Origin of the sequence: Arthrobacter sp. H14, assembly GCF_000520495.1 — a bacterium.
In the GTDB taxonomy this organism is placed as follows: domain Bacteria; phylum Actinomycetota; class Actinomycetes; order Actinomycetales; family Micrococcaceae; genus Arthrobacter_C.
This window is the reverse complement of record NZ_KI914646.1, coordinates 29,245-46,226: the sequence shown is the minus strand read 5'-3', so window position 1 is coordinate 46,226 and position 16,982 is coordinate 29,245. Positions and strand designations below refer to the sequence as shown.

The 16,982-nt window shown below is 63.1% G+C and carries 17 protein-coding genes and 1 riboswitch; of the genes, 12 read left to right on the top strand and 5 right to left on the bottom strand.

Going from position 1 to position 16,982, the window contains the following annotated elements:
* Positions 1 to 125 precede the first annotated feature (125 nt).
* Positions 126 to 1,412: an aspartate kinase gene (locus tag Y707_RS0108915; protein ID WP_026534826.1), complete on the top strand. Its 1,287-nt coding sequence runs from the start codon at positions 126 to 128 to the stop codon at positions 1,410 to 1,412.
* 62 nt (positions 1,413 to 1,474) lie between these two features.
* On the opposite strand, the gene Y707_RS0108910 is transcribed toward Y707_RS0108915, so the two are convergent.
* Entirely contained in the window at positions 1,475 to 1,723 is a 249-nt protein-coding gene (locus Y707_RS0108910; protein WP_035780933.1) for a hypothetical protein, read from the bottom strand.
* A gap of 98 nt (positions 1,724 to 1,821) precedes the next feature.
* On the opposite strand from Y707_RS0108910, the gene Y707_RS0108905 reads away from it, so the two are divergent.
* The 6 genes from Y707_RS0108905 (at position 1,822) to purL (ending at position 7,447) form a co-directional block, all read left to right on the top strand.
* Positions 1,822 to 2,319 (top strand): MarR family winged helix-turn-helix transcriptional regulator, encoded by a 498-nt coding sequence (locus Y707_RS0108905; protein ID WP_026534824.1) that lies wholly within the window; start codon positions 1,822 to 1,824, stop codon positions 2,317 to 2,319.
* The gene (locus tag Y707_RS0108900) at positions 2,306 to 3,238 is read left to right on the top strand and encodes a hypothetical protein (protein WP_026534823.1); all 933 of its coding nucleotides are present in this window, start codon (positions 2,306 to 2,308) and stop codon (positions 3,236 to 3,238) included. The genes Y707_RS0108905 and Y707_RS0108900 overlap by 14 nt, the downstream gene beginning before the upstream one ends.
* A 28-nt stretch (positions 3,239 to 3,266) precedes the next feature.
* On the top strand, positions 3,267 to 3,845 hold the full coding sequence (locus Y707_RS0108895) for a hypothetical protein (RefSeq protein ID WP_051441807.1): 579 nt from the start codon (positions 3,267 to 3,269) through the stop codon (positions 3,843 to 3,845).
* A 107-nt stretch (positions 3,846 to 3,952) separates the two neighbouring features.
* Positions 3,953 to 4,240 carry a phosphoribosylformylglycinamidine synthase subunit PurS gene (purS, locus tag Y707_RS0108890; RefSeq protein ID WP_026534821.1) on the top strand — a complete coding sequence of 96 codons (288 nt, stop codon included), beginning with the start codon at positions 3,953 to 3,955 and terminating at the stop codon, positions 4,238 to 4,240.
* Between the two features lie 89 nt (positions 4,241 to 4,329).
* A complete protein-coding gene (purQ, locus tag Y707_RS0108885) occupies positions 4,330 to 5,052 on the top strand; it encodes a phosphoribosylformylglycinamidine synthase subunit PurQ (protein WP_253905116.1) in 723 nt (240 codons plus the stop codon).
* 7 nt (positions 5,053 to 5,059) lie between these two features.
* Complete coding sequence (gene purL, locus Y707_RS24615; RefSeq protein ID WP_035780931.1) at positions 5,060 to 7,447, top strand: phosphoribosylformylglycinamidine synthase subunit PurL; 2,388 nt, start codon at positions 5,060 to 5,062, stop codon at positions 7,445 to 7,447.
* A gap of 283 nt (positions 7,448 to 7,730) precedes the next feature.
* Here the strand turns inward: purL and Y707_RS0108875 are convergent, their stop codons facing one another.
* From Y707_RS0108875 to Y707_RS0108865, 3 genes are all read right to left on the bottom strand, one after another.
* A complete protein-coding gene (locus Y707_RS0108875; RefSeq protein WP_253905114.1) occupies positions 7,731 to 8,285 on the bottom strand; it encodes a putative endonuclease domain-containing protein in 555 nt (184 codons plus the stop codon).
* 767 nt (positions 8,286 to 9,052) lie between these two features.
* Positions 9,053 to 9,814, bottom strand: coding sequence for a tetratricopeptide repeat protein (locus Y707_RS24610; RefSeq protein WP_216699235.1), 762 nt, complete (start codon positions 9,812 to 9,814; stop codon positions 9,053 to 9,055).
* A complete protein-coding gene (locus Y707_RS0108865; RefSeq protein WP_026534818.1) occupies positions 9,808 to 10,203 on the bottom strand; it encodes an MmcQ/YjbR family DNA-binding protein in 396 nt (131 codons plus the stop codon). Before Y707_RS0108865 ends, Y707_RS24610 begins: the two co-directional genes overlap by 7 nt.
* 76 nt (positions 10,204 to 10,279) lie before the next feature.
* Between Y707_RS0108865 and Y707_RS0108860 the strand changes: the two genes are divergently transcribed.
* Positions 10,280 to 11,086 (top strand): DUF1206 domain-containing protein, encoded by an 807-nt coding sequence (locus tag Y707_RS0108860; RefSeq protein ID WP_026534817.1) that lies wholly within the window; start codon positions 10,280 to 10,282, stop codon positions 11,084 to 11,086.
* A 61-nt stretch (positions 11,087 to 11,147) separates the two neighbouring features.
* Here the strand turns inward: Y707_RS0108860 and Y707_RS0108855 are convergent, their stop codons facing one another.
* Positions 11,148 to 11,564: a CoA-binding protein gene (locus Y707_RS0108855; protein ID WP_026534816.1), complete on the bottom strand. Its 417-nt coding sequence runs from the start codon at positions 11,562 to 11,564 to the stop codon at positions 11,148 to 11,150.
* A gap of 149 nt (positions 11,565 to 11,713) precedes the next feature.
* Here Y707_RS0108855 and Y707_RS24605 point away from each other — a divergent pair, with 149 nt between their 5' ends.
* The 4 genes from Y707_RS24605 to Y707_RS0108835 all read left to right on the top strand — a co-directional run bounded on the left by Y707_RS24605 (position 11,714) and on the right by Y707_RS0108835 (position 16,886).
* Entirely contained in the window at positions 11,714 to 12,715 is a 1,002-nt protein-coding gene (locus Y707_RS24605; protein WP_081744736.1) for an ABC transporter ATP-binding protein, read from the top strand.
* Between the two features lie 76 nt (positions 12,716 to 12,791).
* A riboswitch (SAM riboswitch) is annotated at positions 12,792 to 12,894 on the top strand.
* A gap of 5 nt (positions 12,895 to 12,899) precedes the next feature.
* Positions 12,900 to 14,939: an acetate--CoA ligase gene (acs, locus tag Y707_RS0108845; RefSeq protein ID WP_035780928.1), complete on the top strand. Its 2,040-nt coding sequence runs from the start codon at positions 12,900 to 12,902 to the stop codon at positions 14,937 to 14,939.
* A 55-nt stretch (positions 14,940 to 14,994) separates the two neighbouring features.
* Positions 14,995 to 16,374, top strand: coding sequence for an O-acetylhomoserine aminocarboxypropyltransferase/cysteine synthase family protein (locus Y707_RS0108840; RefSeq protein WP_026534814.1), 1,380 nt, complete (start codon positions 14,995 to 14,997; stop codon positions 16,372 to 16,374).
* Positions 16,371 to 16,886, top strand: a complete 516-nt coding sequence (locus Y707_RS0108835; protein WP_051441805.1) for a CoA-binding protein — start codon at positions 16,371 to 16,373, stop codon at positions 16,884 to 16,886. The genes Y707_RS0108840 and Y707_RS0108835 overlap by 4 nt, the downstream gene beginning before the upstream one ends.
* Positions 16,887 to 16,982: the final 96 nt, after the last annotated feature.

Below are 16,982 nucleotides of genomic sequence, written 5' to 3'. Positions count from 1 at the left end.
CCGATCGCCGCGCCAACGTTACGTCTCATAATTCCTGTGCCATCAGCAGTCACCGCTAGAATGACTGTGCAGCGCCGTCGATGGTTCCCTGGCTTCCATTTCCTACACTCAGCGAGAATGTATCTATGAGCTTGATTGTCCAAAAATTCGGTGGATCCTCTGTGTCCGACGCCGAGGGCATCAAGCGCGTCGCGCAGCGGGTCGTCGATACCCAGCGTGAGGGAAATGAAGTAGTCGCGGTGGTCTCCGCCATGGGCGATTCCACCGACGAGCTCCTCGACCTTGCGGCCCAGGTCAACTCCGCGCCCCCCGCACGGGAGCTCGACATGCTGCTCACGTCCGGGGAACGGATTTCGATGTCGTTGCTCGCCATGGCCATCGACTCCCTGGGCGCAGTGGCACAGTCATTCACCGGCAGCCAGGCCGGCCTGATGACCGATGCCATCCATGGCAAGGCGCGGCTGGTTGAAGTGGACCCGCACCGGGTGCAGACCGTGCTCGCCAAGGGCCATATCGCCATCGTCGCCGGATTCCAGGGGATGAGCCGGGAAACGAATGACATCACCACCATGGGCCGCGGCGGCTCCGACACCACCGCTGTGGCCTTGGCTGCTGCCCTTGATGCCGATGTCTGCGAGATCTATACCGATGTCGATGGCATCTACACCGCGGACCCAAGAATCGTCTCGACTGCCCAAAAGATTGACCGGATCTCCAGTGAAGAAATGCTGGAGATGGCAGCGGCCGGCGCGAAAATACTTCACCTGCGGTCGGTCGAATATGCACGTCGGTTCGGCCTGCCGCTGCACGTACGCTCATCATTCAGCCGGAATGAGGGAACCTGGGTCATCCCCAATCCCGGCGATAAAATCACCATCTCAAAGGGAGTTGCCTTGGAACAGCCCATCATTTCCGGCGTGGCCCATGACCGTTCCGAAGCCAAGGTCACCGTCGTCGGCGTTCCGGATATTCCCGGCAAGGCAGCGGAGATCTTCGGAGTCATCGCCGGCGCGCACACGAACATCGACATGATCGTACAGAACGTGTCCACCAAGGGCACCGGACGGACGGACATTTCGTTCACCCTTCCAATGATTGAAGGGGCCGAGGCTCTGGGGGCGCTGGAAGCTGCGCAGCCCGGAATCGGCTTCGATTCGATCCAGTACGACGACCACATCGGCAAGTTGTCCCTGATCGGTGCCGGCATGCGCTCCCACCCAGGTGTTTCACACCGGTTCTTCAAGGCGCTTTCCGATGCAGGAATCAACATTGAGCTGATTTCGACGTCGGAGATCCGCATTTCCGTCGTTACCCGCGCCGACCTGCTCGACTCCGCGGTCCAGGCCGTCCACAAGGCATTTGACCTCGACGGCGAAAGTGAAGCGACGGTCCACGGCGGAACCGGGCGGTAGCCGGAGGTTCCGGGCGGTAGCCGGAGGTTCCGGGCACGGCCTGTGCCCGGAGTCTGTCCGTACTACCGCAGGTTCGATCCGTCTGTCGGGTCTTTGGCCACGAGGTAGACCTGACCGTTCGGCAACTTTTCGACCGTGAACTGAGACATTTGATTCTCATGTTCCCGGCGCTGCTCATCCGTCGGCGCTTTCACCGGCTCATGCAAATCGCCGACAGCTGCCGGGCCGAACACATGCCGGAGGACACCCGTACGGCGCATCATCCGACTTGCGAAACTCTCGCCTTTAGCCATGTCGCTGGATCCTTTCATACACGCATTCCTGACCTCAATGATACGCTAACAATTAGTGCCCTAACTAATCCGTGAAGCCACCGCTCGCTTTTCGCATCGCGGTAGAATTGAAAGCCATGACACAGACCACACCTGCCCAGGACGAAGACGACCTGCTTCTGGAACGCCAGCTCTGTTTTGCGATCTCTGTCGCGTCGAGATCAATCATTTCCGCGTACCGTCCAGTGCTGGCTGAGCTCAACCTGACCCACCCCCAGTACCTGGTAATGCTCGCACTCTGGGAACGGAGCCCCAGAACAGTTAAGGATCTGAGTTCGGCACTCATGCTGGAACCGGCAACAATTTCACCACTGCTGAAGCGGCTCGAAACCTCCGGGCTCATCACCCGCCGCCGGCTCCCGGCCGACGAGCGGTCGCTGGCGGTGGAACTGACTCCGGAGGGCGCGGCATTGCGGCAACGCGCCTTGGCCGTGCCCGCGATCATGGGTGAGCGCCTGGGACTCGACCGGTCCGACGCCGGGGAGCTGCATGCCATGATGCAGCGGATCATTACCGCGACCCACACCACCAGGGAGGGCCTGGACAGCGGGGAAGAGTTGGATGCCGCCAGCTGAGACGGTATCCGCCACCGTGCTGAGCCAGGACGAGTGGCAGCAACGCGAGCGGACACACCACGAACGGGTCCGCCCCTTTGCCGAGCCTTACCTGCAGCGGCGCTCGTCGGGCCAAAAGCACCCGGTGGAAGACTTCCTCTTCACCTACTACAACCACAAGCCGGGCCAGTTGCGCCGCTGGCACCCGGGTCTCGGCGTCGTACTTACCGGCGAAGCTGCCGCTGAACGTGCCGCTTGGAAACACTACCGCCGGTTCGAAGAAGCCGAGTTGCCGGCCCTCGGACTGGCTCCCGGTACGACGGCGGTGGCCCTGGACCTGCCCCGGTTCACCGCCGACCGGAAAGGGGCCGTCGATTTCACCCGGATCATTCTGGGCCGCACGGCGGCAAGGAAGCCCCATCTGGGATGTTTCGGACTGCACGAATGGGCCATGGTGTACAAGCTCGACGCCGACGACGTGCGGCACGAGTATCTGCCGCTGCGGCTCGGCGCGGACGGGACCGACCAGGTGGTGGAAAAGAGCAGGATTAAGTGCTCCCACATCGACGCGTTCCGCTTCTTCACCGACAAAGCGGCTCCCCAAAACGAGCTGCAGCCGACGCGCGAAACCCAACGGGATCTCGAACAGCCCGGCTGTCTGCACGCGAACATGGACTTGTACAAGTGGGCCTACAAACTCTCGCCGGCCGTTCCGAGCGAGCTGCTGATGGACTGCTTCGAGTTGTCCTGGCGGATCCGGCGGATGGACATGCAGGCCTCTCCCTATGATCTGTCCCAGTGGGGGTATGGACCGATTCGGATTGAAACTCCTGAAGGCAAGGCCGAATATGTGGCCGCCCAGCGCGGATTTGCCGAAGAGGCCCAGATCTTGCGCGCATCGTTACTCAAAGTTGTCGAGGAATTTCCTGATCCTCGCTAGGCTCTAATCCTAGGGACAGGAGAGCTCGATGAAACCAGCCTCGGCCGTGCGCCATCTTCGAGCTGCTCCCCGCCTTGCCGCTGCGGCCGTTACCGTCCTGCTGCTGACGGGCTGCGGGGATTCCGTTGGTACCGAACCGGCCAGCAAGGCTCCGACGTCGACGGCGCCGGGCTCCGCAGAAAGTTCCCCGCCGCCAAGCGAAACCGCCGCCGGTCCGACGTCGAGCCCTTCTCCCGCGAGCCCCGCCCCCAAACCGGACGACGGAAACTTCAACGTCGAACTCCGCATCACTGTGACACCGGAGCCCGGCGCTACGCCACAGGAATACCTGCTGCAGTGCGATGGCATGACGCCGGGCGGCGCCTCCAACGTTCCCGATCCCAAGGATGCCTGCGTCCTGATTGAAGAATCCGCGCGGGCCCTCTTCTTCACGTCGCCCGACCCCACGCTCCAGTGCACCCAGCAGTACGGCGGACCACAGACCGCCACGGTCATGGGAACGATCGACGACAGGCCTGTGGAGGCAGAGTTCGCGCGCACGAACGGCTGCGAAATCGACCGCTGGGAAGCCATGGAACCCCTCCTCGGCGCCGGGGGCGTGATGTAGCCGGTCACGATTCCTGCCATCAGAAGCGCGGCCGGTAGACTGGGATTGCACCTTGGCCGGCTCGAGCCGTTGCCGCCTGGAACAAAGACCCATACAGGAGTGACCGGATGCCCCGGATCGTTGTCGATGTCATGCCCAAGCCTGAAATCCTGGACCCGCAGGGAAAGGCCATCGCCGGAGCCCTGCCCCGCATCGGCTTGTCCGGTTTCAGCGAGGTACGCCAGGGCAAACGCTTTGAGCTGACGGTCGACGGCGAAATCACCGAAGAGGTCCTGGAACACGCCCGCACGGCAGCCACCACCTTGCTGTCCAACCCCGTGATCGAAGATGTCACCAGGGTTGAGGTCCTCGACGACGCCTCCCCCGCGGACGACGGCGCCGGAGCCGTCCGGTGACTTCAACGGCTCAGGAAACAGGTTCGACTGCGTCCCCGGTTGAGGATTCCGTCAACGCGTTCGAAGGCGCATCCGTCGCCGGTGCCCGCATCGGCGTCGTCACTTTTCCCGGCACCTTGGATGACCGGGACGCCGCCCGTGCCGTCGCGCTGGCAGGCGGAACCGCGGTCAGCCTCTGGCACGGTGACGAAACCCTGAAAGACGTGGACGCCGTCGTACTTCCCGGCGGTTTCTCCTACGGCGACTACCTGCGCGCGGGCGCCATCTCAAGGTTCGCACCCTTGATGGACAAGATTATCAACGCCGCGAAAGCCCCCTCGGCACCGTTGCCGGTGCTGGGAATCTGCAACGGCTTCCAGGTCCTCACCGAAGCGCATCTGCTGCCGGGTTCGATGATCAAGAACGAGAACCTGCACTTCATGTGCCGGGACCAGCGGCTTCGGGTGGAGAATGCCTCGACGTCGTGGACCAACCAATTCAGCACCGGCCAGGAAATCGTGATTCCGCTGAAGAACCAGGACGGTCAGTTCATCGCCGACGCGCATGTCCTCGACGAGCTCGAGGGCGAAGGCCGGGTGGTTTTCCGCTACGAAGGCAGCAACCCGAACGGTTCGCGCCGGGGCATTGCTGGTATTTCCAACGCCGCGGGCAACGTCGTCGGCTTGATGCCGCACCCCGAGCACGCCGTCGAACCCGGCTTCGGCCCGGACTCGTCTGGCTCCGATGCGCGCTTCGGCGACACGCCACTGGCCTCCGGAACCGACGGGCTCGGCCTGTTCACCTCTGTACTTCATTCGCTCGTCACTCGGTAAGGGAAGCATGACTGAGAAGTTCAACCTCGACACGGTCAAAAACGCCGCCACCACTCCTGAAACCGAGCTGCCGTGGGCGGAACTTGGACTGAAGAAGAACGAGTTCAAGCGGGTCGTGGAGATCCTGGGCCGCCGCCCCACAGCCGCAGAGCTGGCCATGTACTCGGTGATGTGGTCCGAGCACTGCTCCTACAAATCCTCCAAGGTGCATCTGCGCCAGTTCGGCGACAAGGTCACCGAGGCGATGAAGGAACACCTGCTGGTCGGCATTGGCGAGAACGCCGGCGTCGTCGACATTGGTGATGACTGGGCGGTGACCTTCAAGATTGAGTCGCACAACTCCCCCTCCATGGTCGAACCCTTCCAAGGCGCGGCCACCGGCGTCGGCGGCATTGTCCGCGACATTATCTCGATGGGCGCCCGCCCGGTTGCAGTGATGGACGCTCTGCGTTTCGGCGCGATTGACCACCCGGACAGCCAGCGGGTTGTGCACGGTGTGGTCTCCGGCGTCGGCAGCTATGGGAACTCACTGGGTCTGCCCAATATCGGCGGAGAGGTGGTCTTCGACTCCGCGTACCAGGGCAACCCCTTGGTCAACGCGCTGGCCGTGGGAGTGATGCGGCACGAGGACATCCGGCTGGCCAACGCCTCCGGTGTGGGCAACAAGGTGGTCCTGTTCGGCGCCCGGACCGGCGGCGACGGGATCGGCGGAGCATCGGTACTGGCATCGGAATCCTTCGACGACACGAAGCCGTCGAAGCGCCCCGCCGTTCAGGTCGGCGACCCGTTTGCCGAGAAAGTCCTGATCGAGTGCTGCCTCGAACTGTTCAAGGCCTCCGTCGTCGAAGGCATCCAGGATCTCGGCGCCGCGGGAATTTCCTGCGCGACGTCGGAACTCGCCTCCAACGGCGAGGGCGGGATGCATGTCGAGCTGACCAACGTGCTCTTGCGCGACCCGACCCTGACACCGGGCGAGATCCTGATGTCCGAGTCGCAGGAACGCATGATGGCCGTCGTGACGCCGGAGAACGCTGCGGCGTTTGAAGCCATCATGGACAAGTGGAATGTCGAGTACTCCTGGCTCGGCGAGGTCACGAACACCGGCCGGCTGATCATCGAGTGGGACGGCGAAGAAATTGTCGACGTCGATCCGAAGACGGTTGCCCACGAGGGCCCGGTCTACGAGCGGCCCTTCCACCGGCCAGAGTGGCTCGACCGGCTGCAGTCTGAATCCTTCACCGCGAGCTCCCAGTACCGCGACCGCCCGCAGTCCGGCGCGGAGCTGTCCGCCGCCGTGCTGGAGCTGATCTCCTCGCCGAACATGTGCTCCAAGGACTGGGTGACGAACCAGTACGACCGCTATGTGCAGGGCAACACCGCCCTGGCCATGCCGGACGACGCCGGTGTCATCCGCGTCGACGAGCAGACCGGCCTCGGCATCGCCCTCTCCACCGACGCGAATGGCCGCTACAGTTACCTGAACCCGTACGAGGGTGCCCGGCTGGCGCTGGCGGAGGCGTACCGCAATGTCGCCACGTCCGGGGCGAAGCCCATGGCGGTTTCCGATTGCCTGAACTTTGGCTCCCCCGAAGATCCGGAAGTGATGTGGCAGTTCGCCGAATCCATCCGCGGCCTGGCCGACGCCTGCCAGGAACTCGGCGTGCCGGTGACCGGCGGAAACGTCTCGCTCTACAACCAGACCGGTGGAGTTGCCATCCCGCCCACCCCGGTCGTCGGTGTTCTTGGCGTGTTCGACGACGTCGCCCGCCGTACGCCGTCGGGCTGGCGCCATGACGGGCAGGCAATCTACCTGCTTGGCACCACCGCTCACGAGCTGGACGGGTCGGAATGGGCGAACCTGCGCGGCCATCTGGGCGGTCAGCCGCCGGCGGTTGATCTCTCCGTCGAGAAGATGCTGTCCGAACTGCTCATCAACGCCTCCCGTGATGGGATGATCGATGCCGCCCACGACCTCTCCGAAGGAGGTCTCGCGGCGACGCTGGCCGAAATGGCGCTGCGCTTCAATGTTGGAGCGCGGGTCGGGATCGACGAGCTGTGTGAACGGGACGGCATCGACGCGTTTACTGCACTCTTCAGCGAATCACAGGGACGCGCCGTCGTCTCCGTTGCCCGCTCTGAGGAAGTACGGTTCACCGACATGTGCAGCGCACGTGGCTTCCCGCACCTGCGGATCGGCGTCGTCGACAACCCGCCAGTGCCGGTAAGCAGTGCCGCCTCCAGCGGCGCCGGCCGGCCAGGTGTCGATCAGTCCTGGACCGAAGACCACCATGAGAGCCTCGCCGAACCCACCCTCGACGTGCAGGGGCAGTTCACGCTTTCCCTCGCCGCACTCCGCGAGGCCCACGAAGGAACCCTCCCCGCTTACTTCGGCTAGACCCGGGGAAAGGTATCGTCCCTGCGTCGATTTCAGCCGTGCTGATCGGGATCTGCTCCGTTGGCATCTACCGGCGTCTACCGGCATCTACCGGCGTCTGCTCCGTGCGGCGGTTCCGTCCATCTACTGAGCAAAATGTGCTCGTTAGCTCGATCTGAGGGATCTGATGAGCAGTACGCGTTGCTGTCAGTGTCCGGTACCACTCCAACTGTCAACTGGAAGATTTTGGAAGCAAGGATGCTTGGCAGTACTGGCCACTCTCGGAAATTTCCGACTGGGCCAGTCAAGCAGGCGTCCAGCCCCTGACCATTAGCGCAGTCCTAATTTTTGCTACGGCGGGTCCTGCTCCGTTGAACATGTGCCGTCTCGATACCCGCACCTCGACCCAGCCGGCGGCCTCCACACGTTCGGCACGGGCAATGTCCCGCTCAACCTGGTCTGGATCGCTATGGCCGGAGCCCTCGTATTCAACGGCCACACGGTAAGCACGGAACGACAAGTCGGATTCATGGGCTGTAACGCCGGATGAATCAATAATCGGCTGATTCAGTTCCGGGGTCGGCAGACCTGCTCGGACTATAGCGAGACGCAGTTTGGTTTCAGGAGCTGAATCCGCTCCAACCCTACTGAGGCTGAGTGCCTTACGCGCGAGTGGGACGCCTTTTTTGCCTGGATGTGACGCGACCATTTGCGCAAGATTCTGCGTTTTGGAATATGGGGACTCCCTGCCTTCAAAATGCGGCCGGGGGATGCGAATAAGGTGGTCCGTAACAACGACGAGGTCGTCGAGGGCAAGCATCTCCGCCAGATCCAGCCAAGTCCGTAGTCGCGTCGTCATATACGTTCCATTGATACAAACCACTTCATGCGGAAGTATGCGGGATAAATGGCCTATGACTCCTTGACGGCGAGGTAAGCTGGCCCCCAATTCGCGACTGATATGAAATTGAACCACCGACTCGACCCACGAAGGTAGCGGGAACTGCCATAGTCGAGCGGCTGTTAGGTGTGAAGCGGCTGTCCGGTCGGTGATGCGCGTGTACGGACGAACGAGTTCGGCGTACGAATCGACGGTCGAATCACCGCCGGAATCCGGGACCGCATGGAGCCGGATCCCCCTGCCGCCAATGATGAAGCGGCGATTCCGCAACTGGTTTCTGGAAGCTCCGTGGGCCAAGCCATCACGTACCGTAAACGATTGGGAGTTCAGTGGTTCAGGCAGAGGATCCGGCCGACGCATTCCGTCAGTATCTAACAGTCCCCGATCCGGCGCAGGAGTTATCCACAAGGCTGGCTATACGTCATCGGGGTTTCGGCTGATACGCGTCCAATTCTGCTGAACAATACGCGTGGCCATCCAAACCTGGTGGACAATACGCGTGGCCATCCAAACCTGGTGGACAATACGCGTGGGATGGAGCCATTGAACGAACACATCTTGTTCTCCAGGACCCGGCGCATACGTATACGAACACATATTGTCTACCAGATCCCGCCCACTCCTCCGGACGTTACGGGCTCCGTCGGCCAAGGACGCTATGCCACCTTATCTCGTAGTGTGGCTCGTACGGCGCGGGCTGCAAAGACGCTACGGGCTCCGCAGGTTCAGGAACCGTCGTCATCGTCCGGGCCCCGCTCGGCCATCGCCCGGAGAATTTCGTTCAGTTCGTCCTTCACATACGGATCTTCAGGGTCGTTCGCGTCGAGCTCCTCCTGGATTTCCAGTGCGTCCTCGTACCGCCCCATCGCCCGCAAACACCGGCCAACGGTCCATTGAGAGATGTGTTTCTGCGCATCCGTGCCACATTCATCGGCGGCGATCTTGGCCAGTCGGAAGTGATGCAGTGCGGCCCAATGGTCACCAGCGTCGTCGAAATGCCAGCCCAGGTTATTGTGCAGGGAGATAGACCATTGGGCGGTGCGCGGATCTTCAGCATTGTCCGCCAGATCGAGTGCCTTCAGAGTCCAACCTTCGGCGTGCGCGGGATCGGCGATAGCGAGCATGTGCAGGGCGTCGACTCCGAGGAATATCAGGCCGTGCAGGGCAGCATGGTTGGCCCCACGCTCAAACAGTGTGGTGGCGAGTGTTTTGTGTCCGTAGGAATTCAAGATCCGGCCGCGTTCGAGCAGTACGCGAGCCCATACCACCGGTTCCTGGCTCGCGGGAGATTCGGCGACCTCATCCAGCACTTCCTTCGCCTCATCGAACAGCCCCTGCCGGCTCAGCGCCCTGGCGATCTGTGTTGCCAGCTCAGCCTGCTCGACGTCGTCGTACCTGCCGCTGAGCAAGGCCTGCCGGAGCCGGTCTTCGGAGCCAGCCGGGTCGGAAAAATCCCACAGGATATCGAGCAATTCCTGGGTCAGCATGAGACATCCCGGGCAAGTCCGCTCCATTTGAGCGATTCGCGGTCTTTACGTGGAAGTGATGCCACCACCAGATCGTAGGAGTCTTCAATCATGTCCCGGATCATATCCGCTGGCAGTGCTCCGCCGCAGCGCACGCCATTCCAGTGCGTTTTGTTCATGTGGTACGCACCGGTAATTTCCGGATGTGCCGCCCGGAGCTGTTCAGCCAGCGCCGGCTCACACTTCAGGCTCACGCTCAACTCCGGGGCGTCCAGATCCGTGAGCGCGAACATTTTGGCCGTTCCGCCCGGGGCACGTACTTTGAACACGGACGCCTCCGGGCCGAAAGGAAAATCCTCATAGGCTCCGGGCAACGCCAGACATGCACTTTTCAGGTCGGCAGCTTCCATATCGAGAGCTTATCGCGGCGCCCTTTCCGCCGCATCGCATGGCAAAATGGACCCACAACAGAAAAAGGAGGAGCCAGTGGCTTCAGCGGCCGAGCAAACCAGACGGGCCTCTAATTCGCGACCATTCGAATTGCTTGCCCGGGCGGGATTTATTGTCACCGGTTTGCTTCACCTGGTGATTGGCGTCATCGCCTGGCATATCGCCCTCGGCGGCTCCGGTGAGGCCGATCAGGGCGGCGCCATCGGCCGGCTGGCGCAGCAACCATTGGGTGAAGCATTGCTGTGGGCAGGATTCGTCGGCTGCGTCGCGCTCACCTTGTGGCAAATCAGTGAAGCCGTGTTCCAGGGCATCAGCGCAGATCCACGCGTTCAGCTGAAAAACCGGCTCATCGCCGTCGGGCGGGCAATCCTCTTTGCGGCCATCGCCGTCTCCCTGGCCCAGTTCGTCATCGGAGCGCCGAAGGACAGCGGCGAGGCAACGAGCGACTTCAGCGCAACCCTGATGAAGTCGGACGCCGGATCGATCCTGCTCATTGCCATCGGGGCCGGCGTCATCGGCATGGGCGGCTACTGCGTCTTCAAAGGCATCAGCCGGAACTTCCTCAAAGACCTCAAAACCAAAGGTCCGCACCACATCGGCAAGGCCACCGTCCCGCTTGGCATCACCGGTTACACGGCCAAAGGAGTCGCCCTTGCCGCCGTCGGACTGCTGTTCATTGTGGCCACTGTCCAGTCCGATCCACAGGAAGCAACGGGCCTCGACGGAGCGCTCAAAGCACTGGGCGAGCAGCCTTTCGGGCCATATATTCTCGGCCTCGTCGGGGTAGGGCTGATCTGCTTCGGGGTCTACTCGATTGCCCGCGCCAAGTTCGCCAACATGTAGGTCGGCGCTGCAGCGGGCGCCAGAGCAGAGCCGGAGCCGAACCGGAGGCGCCCTCGCCCGGTCAGAGTCCCAGCCGCGGCGCCTCTATCGCCGGGCAAGTATCCATCACGACGTCGAGACCCGCTTCCGCTGCCCGCGCGGCTGCCGCTTCATCGATGACGCCGAGCTGAAGCCACACCGCCTTCGCCCCAACCTCGATTGCCTGGTCCACCACGGCGCCGACCCGCTGCGAGTTGACGAAACAGTCGACGACGTCGATCTCACCGGGAATGTCCGCGAGCTTCTTGTAACCCTGAGCGCCGTGTACGTCCTCGCCCTTCAGGTTGACCGGGATGATTTCCATCCCCAGATTCCGCTGCACGAACTTTGAAACCCCAACCGCCGGACGGGCGGGATTGGTGGAAAGCCCGACGACGGCCCACCGCCCCTTCGTCGTCAGCAACCTCTTGATTGTTTCGCGATCGTTGGTGTGAGCCATGACTGTTCCTCCTCATCCGCGGAACCACCGCCCGTGATGCGGGCGCGGCGTCGCAATATTACGTGCCGGATTTGTAGCCGGGACGCTTTCTCCAGTTTAGTAATAGTCAACCCGTCCCGGGCCGGACACCTGGACCAACTGGAGTATCCATGAGCGAAGATGTGGCAGCGGCCCAGAAGGCGGCGCCTACCCAGGTGACACCTGCCATAGGACCTGCAGGAGCCTCCGCTCCATCACTGGCCTCTCCCTCACCATCGGGTCCTGCCTCATCCGCTCCCTTCCGGATCGCTCCGCCCAACGCGCTGCCCATTTCTTTCAAGGCCGTGGACCGGAACTTCGGCACAGGCGATGCCCGCCGGACAGTGTTGCGCGACATTAATCTTGACGTCCACGCCGGCGAAATCGTAGCGATCCTCGGCCCGCGCGGCTGCGGGAAATCCACCCTGCTGCGTGCAACCGGCGGCCTCGATACTGCCGGAACCGGAACCGTTTCCATCGGCGGCACCCCGGTTTCCGCCGTCGACAACCGCTGCGCAGTCGCGTCACATGAGGCGCAACTGTCACCCGAACACACCCTGCAGGCAAACGTCGCGATGGGGCTGCCGATTGGAACCAGTGCCAAAAACGGCAAGGCCAGGGTCGCGGACCTGCTGAAACTGCTGGGACTCGAACAGTTCGCCAAGCACTGGCCCCGCGATGTGCCGGCCGGACTGGCCCAGCGTGCCGCCTTGGCGCGCGCACTGGCACGGAATCCAGGGGTGCTGCTCCTGGATGAGCCTTTCAGCACGCTGGACGCAAAGACCAGGGCGAAGATGCAGGACCTGTTGCTGGACATCCACCGCGTGGCCCGCACCACCGTCCTGCTCGTGACCGACGTCGTGGATGAGGCGCTGCAGCTGGCGGACCGGATTATCGTGCTCGGAAACCCAAAGGACGGGAACGGCGACAAGGGCGGCGATGGCAGCACATCGGAAACGGCCAACGACGACGGCACGAAACCAGCAGCCGATGACGGGGCCGGGCCCGGCTCGAGCATTGTCCACATGGTCGATGTTCCCGAGGAACGGCCACGCAACAGCAGCTCGTCCGCCTTCGTACGGGTCCGCGACTCTCTCCTGAACAACCTCGGCATCGGCAATCAGTCCCACTGACCCTGCTGCTTCACGTTTCACTTTGTGACGTTCCGGAATTGATCCCAGCACCCTGTACACGTCTAAACTTGAATATTGACCATCCCGAGCGGCCGAGAGACCTGGATCGATGAAGCCGCAGCAACCACTTGGTGCCCTATAGAGGTACAGGACGGTGCTACCGCCAGGACCGATGGAGATTACTATGACTATCGAACTGGACGCCGTACCGGCCCACCCATCCTCCAACGGGGAGCCAGACGAATCCGCCCGCATCGCCTTCTGGGAGAACGCTGCCCTGGAACTCGACTGGGACGAACCCTGGCACACCGCCCACACCTTTGAGCCCGCCGTTCCGCTCAGCGGCCTCGACTACGACGCAGCCCTCGCCTCCGAAGGCGAGGACCTCGCCCTCAGCGTGCCGAAGATCGAATGGTTCTCAGGCGGGAAGCTGAACGTGGCCGCGAACTGCGTGGACCGGCACGTCGCTGCCGGCCGGGGAAGCAAGGTTGCGCTGTACTTCGAAGGCGAGCCCGGCGACCGCCGCTCAGTCACGTACGCGGAGCTGCAAAAGGAAGTCTCCAAGGCCGCCAACGCGCTGATCCAACTCGGAATCGGCAAGGGCGACCGGGTTGTCATCTACCTGCCGGTTCTCGTCGAAACCATCGTCATCACGCTCGCCTGCGCGCGGATCGGCGCTGTCCACTCCCTGGTGTTCGGCGGGTTTTCCGCCGAGGCGCTGCGCTTCCGGGTCGAGGACACCGGCGCGAAGCTGCTCGTCACCACCGACGGCCAGTACCGCCGCGGCAAGGCTGTGCCGGTGAAGGAGAACGCCGACGCCGCCGTAGCCGGGGACAACGCGGTCGAACACGTCCTGGTCATCCGGCGCACTTCCAAGGCAGGGTCCGCAACCTCCGGCAAGGGCCGCCGCTCCAACCAGGAACTGTCCGTTCCGTGGACTTCCGGCCGGGATGTCTGGTGGCACGATATCGTCGATTCCGCTTCAGAGGTCCATGAGCCGAAGGCCTTCGACGCCGAGACGCCGCTGTTCATTATGTACACCTCCGGAACCACTGGCAAGCCCAAGGGACTGGTGCACACCTCCGGCGGGTACCTCACCCAGGCTGCGGCCAGCCACGAACTGCTGTTCAGCAATCCGGATCCGGAGAAGCGCGATGTGGATGTGCATTGGTGCACGGCGGACCTGGCCTGGGTCACCGCCCACACCTACGAAATCTACGGCCCGCTCGCCAACGGTGTCAGCCAGGTGATCTACGAGGGAACCCCGGACACCCCGCATCCTGGCCGGCATCTGGAGATCATCGAGCGCTACGGCGTTACCAGCTACTACACCGCACCGACGCTGGTCCGCTCGCTGATGGGCTGGTTCCCGGACGGCGTACCCGAGCACTACAACCTCTCCTCCATCCGCGTGCTCGGCACCGTCGGCGAGGCCATCAACCCGCCAGCCTGGCGCTGGTTCCGGGAGCAGTTTGGCCGCGGCGAAGTGCCGGTGGTCGACACTTGGTGGCAGTCCGAAACCGGCGCCACCGTCCTCTCGCCCCGGCCTACCGATGCTGGATTCAAGCCGGGCTGCGCCAACCGCGCCTTGCCTGGAGTCAGCACCAGGATTGTCGACGACGGCGGCGCTGAAGTGCCTGCCGGCGAACAGGGCTTCATCGTCGTGGACAAGACCGGACCGGCCATGGCGCGGACAGTCTGGGGAAATCCGCAGCGCTACTTGGACTCGTATTGGCGCCAGTACGCCCGGCAGGGTTGGTTCCTTGCCGGCGACGGAGCAAAGTATGACGACGACGGCGACACCTGGATCCTCGGCCGGGTGGACGATGTGCTGAACGTGTCGGGCCACCGGCTCTCCACGATCGAGATCGAGTCCGCCCTGGTCTCGCACCCGTCGGTGGTCGAGGCGGGTGTTGCGCCTGTCGCGGATCCGAAGACCGGCCAGGCGATTGTTGCGTTCGTCGTGCTTGCCGCCAACGCGCGGGCTGTGACGGACGAACTTCGAACCCATGTGGCGAAGGAGATTGGGCCGATCGCCAAGCCGGCCGCCGTCGTCGTCGTACCTGACGTCCCCAAAACCCGCTCCGGCAAGATCATGCGCCGGTTGCTCACTCAGCTTTACGAAGGCACGGAGCTCGGCGACACCACATCATTGCAAAACGAACCCTGCATCGGCGACATCCAGAAGGTGCTCGCTGCAGCAACGAAAAGGACGACATCATGACTGAAAATATCAACCCACGCGCCGAACACACAGCAACACCAGTAGGAGCAAGTAATTGAGCGACCGCACCTTCGGATTCCGGACCCGGGCCCTGCACGCCGGCGGCACTCCTGACGCCACGCACGGTTCACGGGCAGTACCGATCTACCAGTCGACGTCGTTCGTCTTCAAGGACACGAACGACGCCGCCAACCTATTCGCGCTGCAGAAGTACGGCAACATCTACTCCCGGATCGGCAACCCCACCGTGGCCGCCTTCGAGGAGCGCATCGCCTCACTGGAAGGCGGCATCGGGGCTGTTGCGACGGCGTCGGGCATGAGCGCCGAGTTCATCACCTTCGCCGCCCTGACCGGCGCCGGCGACCACATTGTCGCCGCGTCGGCGCTGTATGGCGGCACGGTGACCCAGCTTGACGTGACGCTGCGCCGCTTCGGCATTGAGACCAGTTTCGTCCCAGGAACCGACCCGGCCGACTACGCCGCCGCGGTGCAGGAGAACACCAAGGCCGTCTACGCAGAGGTCATCGCCAACCCCTCGGGTGAGGTCGCGGATATCGCCGGCCTCGCCAAAGTAGCGCACGACGCCGGTGTCCCGCTGATCATCGACGCCACCTTGTCCACGCCTTACCTGGTGCGGCCGATTGAGCACGGAGCGGATATTGTCATTCACTCCGCCACCAAGTTCATCGGTGGGCACGGCACCACGTTGGGCGGCGTCGTCGTCGAATCCGGCCGCTTTAATTGGGGCAACGGCAACTTCCCCTCGATGACCGAACCCGTCGCCTCGTACGGCAACGTCAGCTGGTGGGACAACTTCGGCGAGTACGGCTTCCTGACCAAGCTGCGCTCCGAGCAGTTGCGCGACATTGGACCCTCGCTCTCTGCGCAGTCGGCATTCCAGCTGCTGCAAGGCGTCGAAACCCTGCCGCAGCGCATCGACGAGCACCTGAAGAACGCCCAAGCAGTGGCCGAATGGCTCGACGCCGACGACCGTGTCGAGTACGTCACCTACGCCGGCCTGCCTTCGCATGTGCACTTCGAGCGGGCCAAGCAGTACCTGCCGAAGGGGCCCGGCTCGGTCTTCAGCTTTGGTGTCAAGGGCGGGCGCGACGCCGGCCGGACCTTCATCGAATCGCTGCAGCTGGCCAGCCACCTGGCCAACGTCGGCGATGCCCGCACTCTGGTCATCCACCCCGGTTCCACAACCCACCAGCAGTTGAGCACCGAGCAACTGGCTGACGCAGGCATTCCCGAGGACCTGGTGCGGATTTCCGTCGGGCTTGAGGACCTGGAGGACATTCTCTGGGACCTCGACCAGGCACTCGACGCCGCGGTTGAGGCTGCTGGAGCCACGGCGGCCGGCGCCTCTGACAGTTGCGCCACGGACGATTCCAGCGCCACCACCGAACCGAGCAAGATCGGAGCGACACTATGAGCACCACCGCTGAAAAGCCGGACTCCGCCGCATCAGCCTGGCTGCCGCCGTCGGCCCCGGAACGGCTGGGAATCCTGCGCAACACCAAGTCGATCGCCATCGTGGGCGCCTCGAACAAGCCCTCCCGTGCGTCGTATTTTGTAGCGACCTACCTGCAGTCTTCCTCGCCGTACCGGCTTTATTTCGTCAACCCTGTGGTGGACGAAATCCTGGGGCAGAAAACGTACGCCTCGCTGGCAGACCTGCCGGAAACACCCGACGTGGTGGACGTTTTCCGGAAGCATGATGACCTTCCCGGTGTCCTGCAGGAGAGCATCGACGTTGGCGCAAAAACCCTGTGGCTTCAGCTCGGCTCCTGGCATGAAGACGTCGCCCGTGAGGCAGAAGCCGCCGGACTTAAGGTCGTGATGGACCGCTGCGTGAAGATCGAGCACGCTCGTTTCCATGGCGGATTGAACCTGGCGGGTTTCAACACCGGAGTGATTTCCTCCAAGCGTCAGGTCACGTCCTAATCGTCGCGCGCCGTGCTGCGGCCTGGGCCTCGTGAGACAGGCTGCGCCCTGAGCCTTGCCTTGGCGCTACGTCCCAAGCCGTGTGCCGTGCGCCTG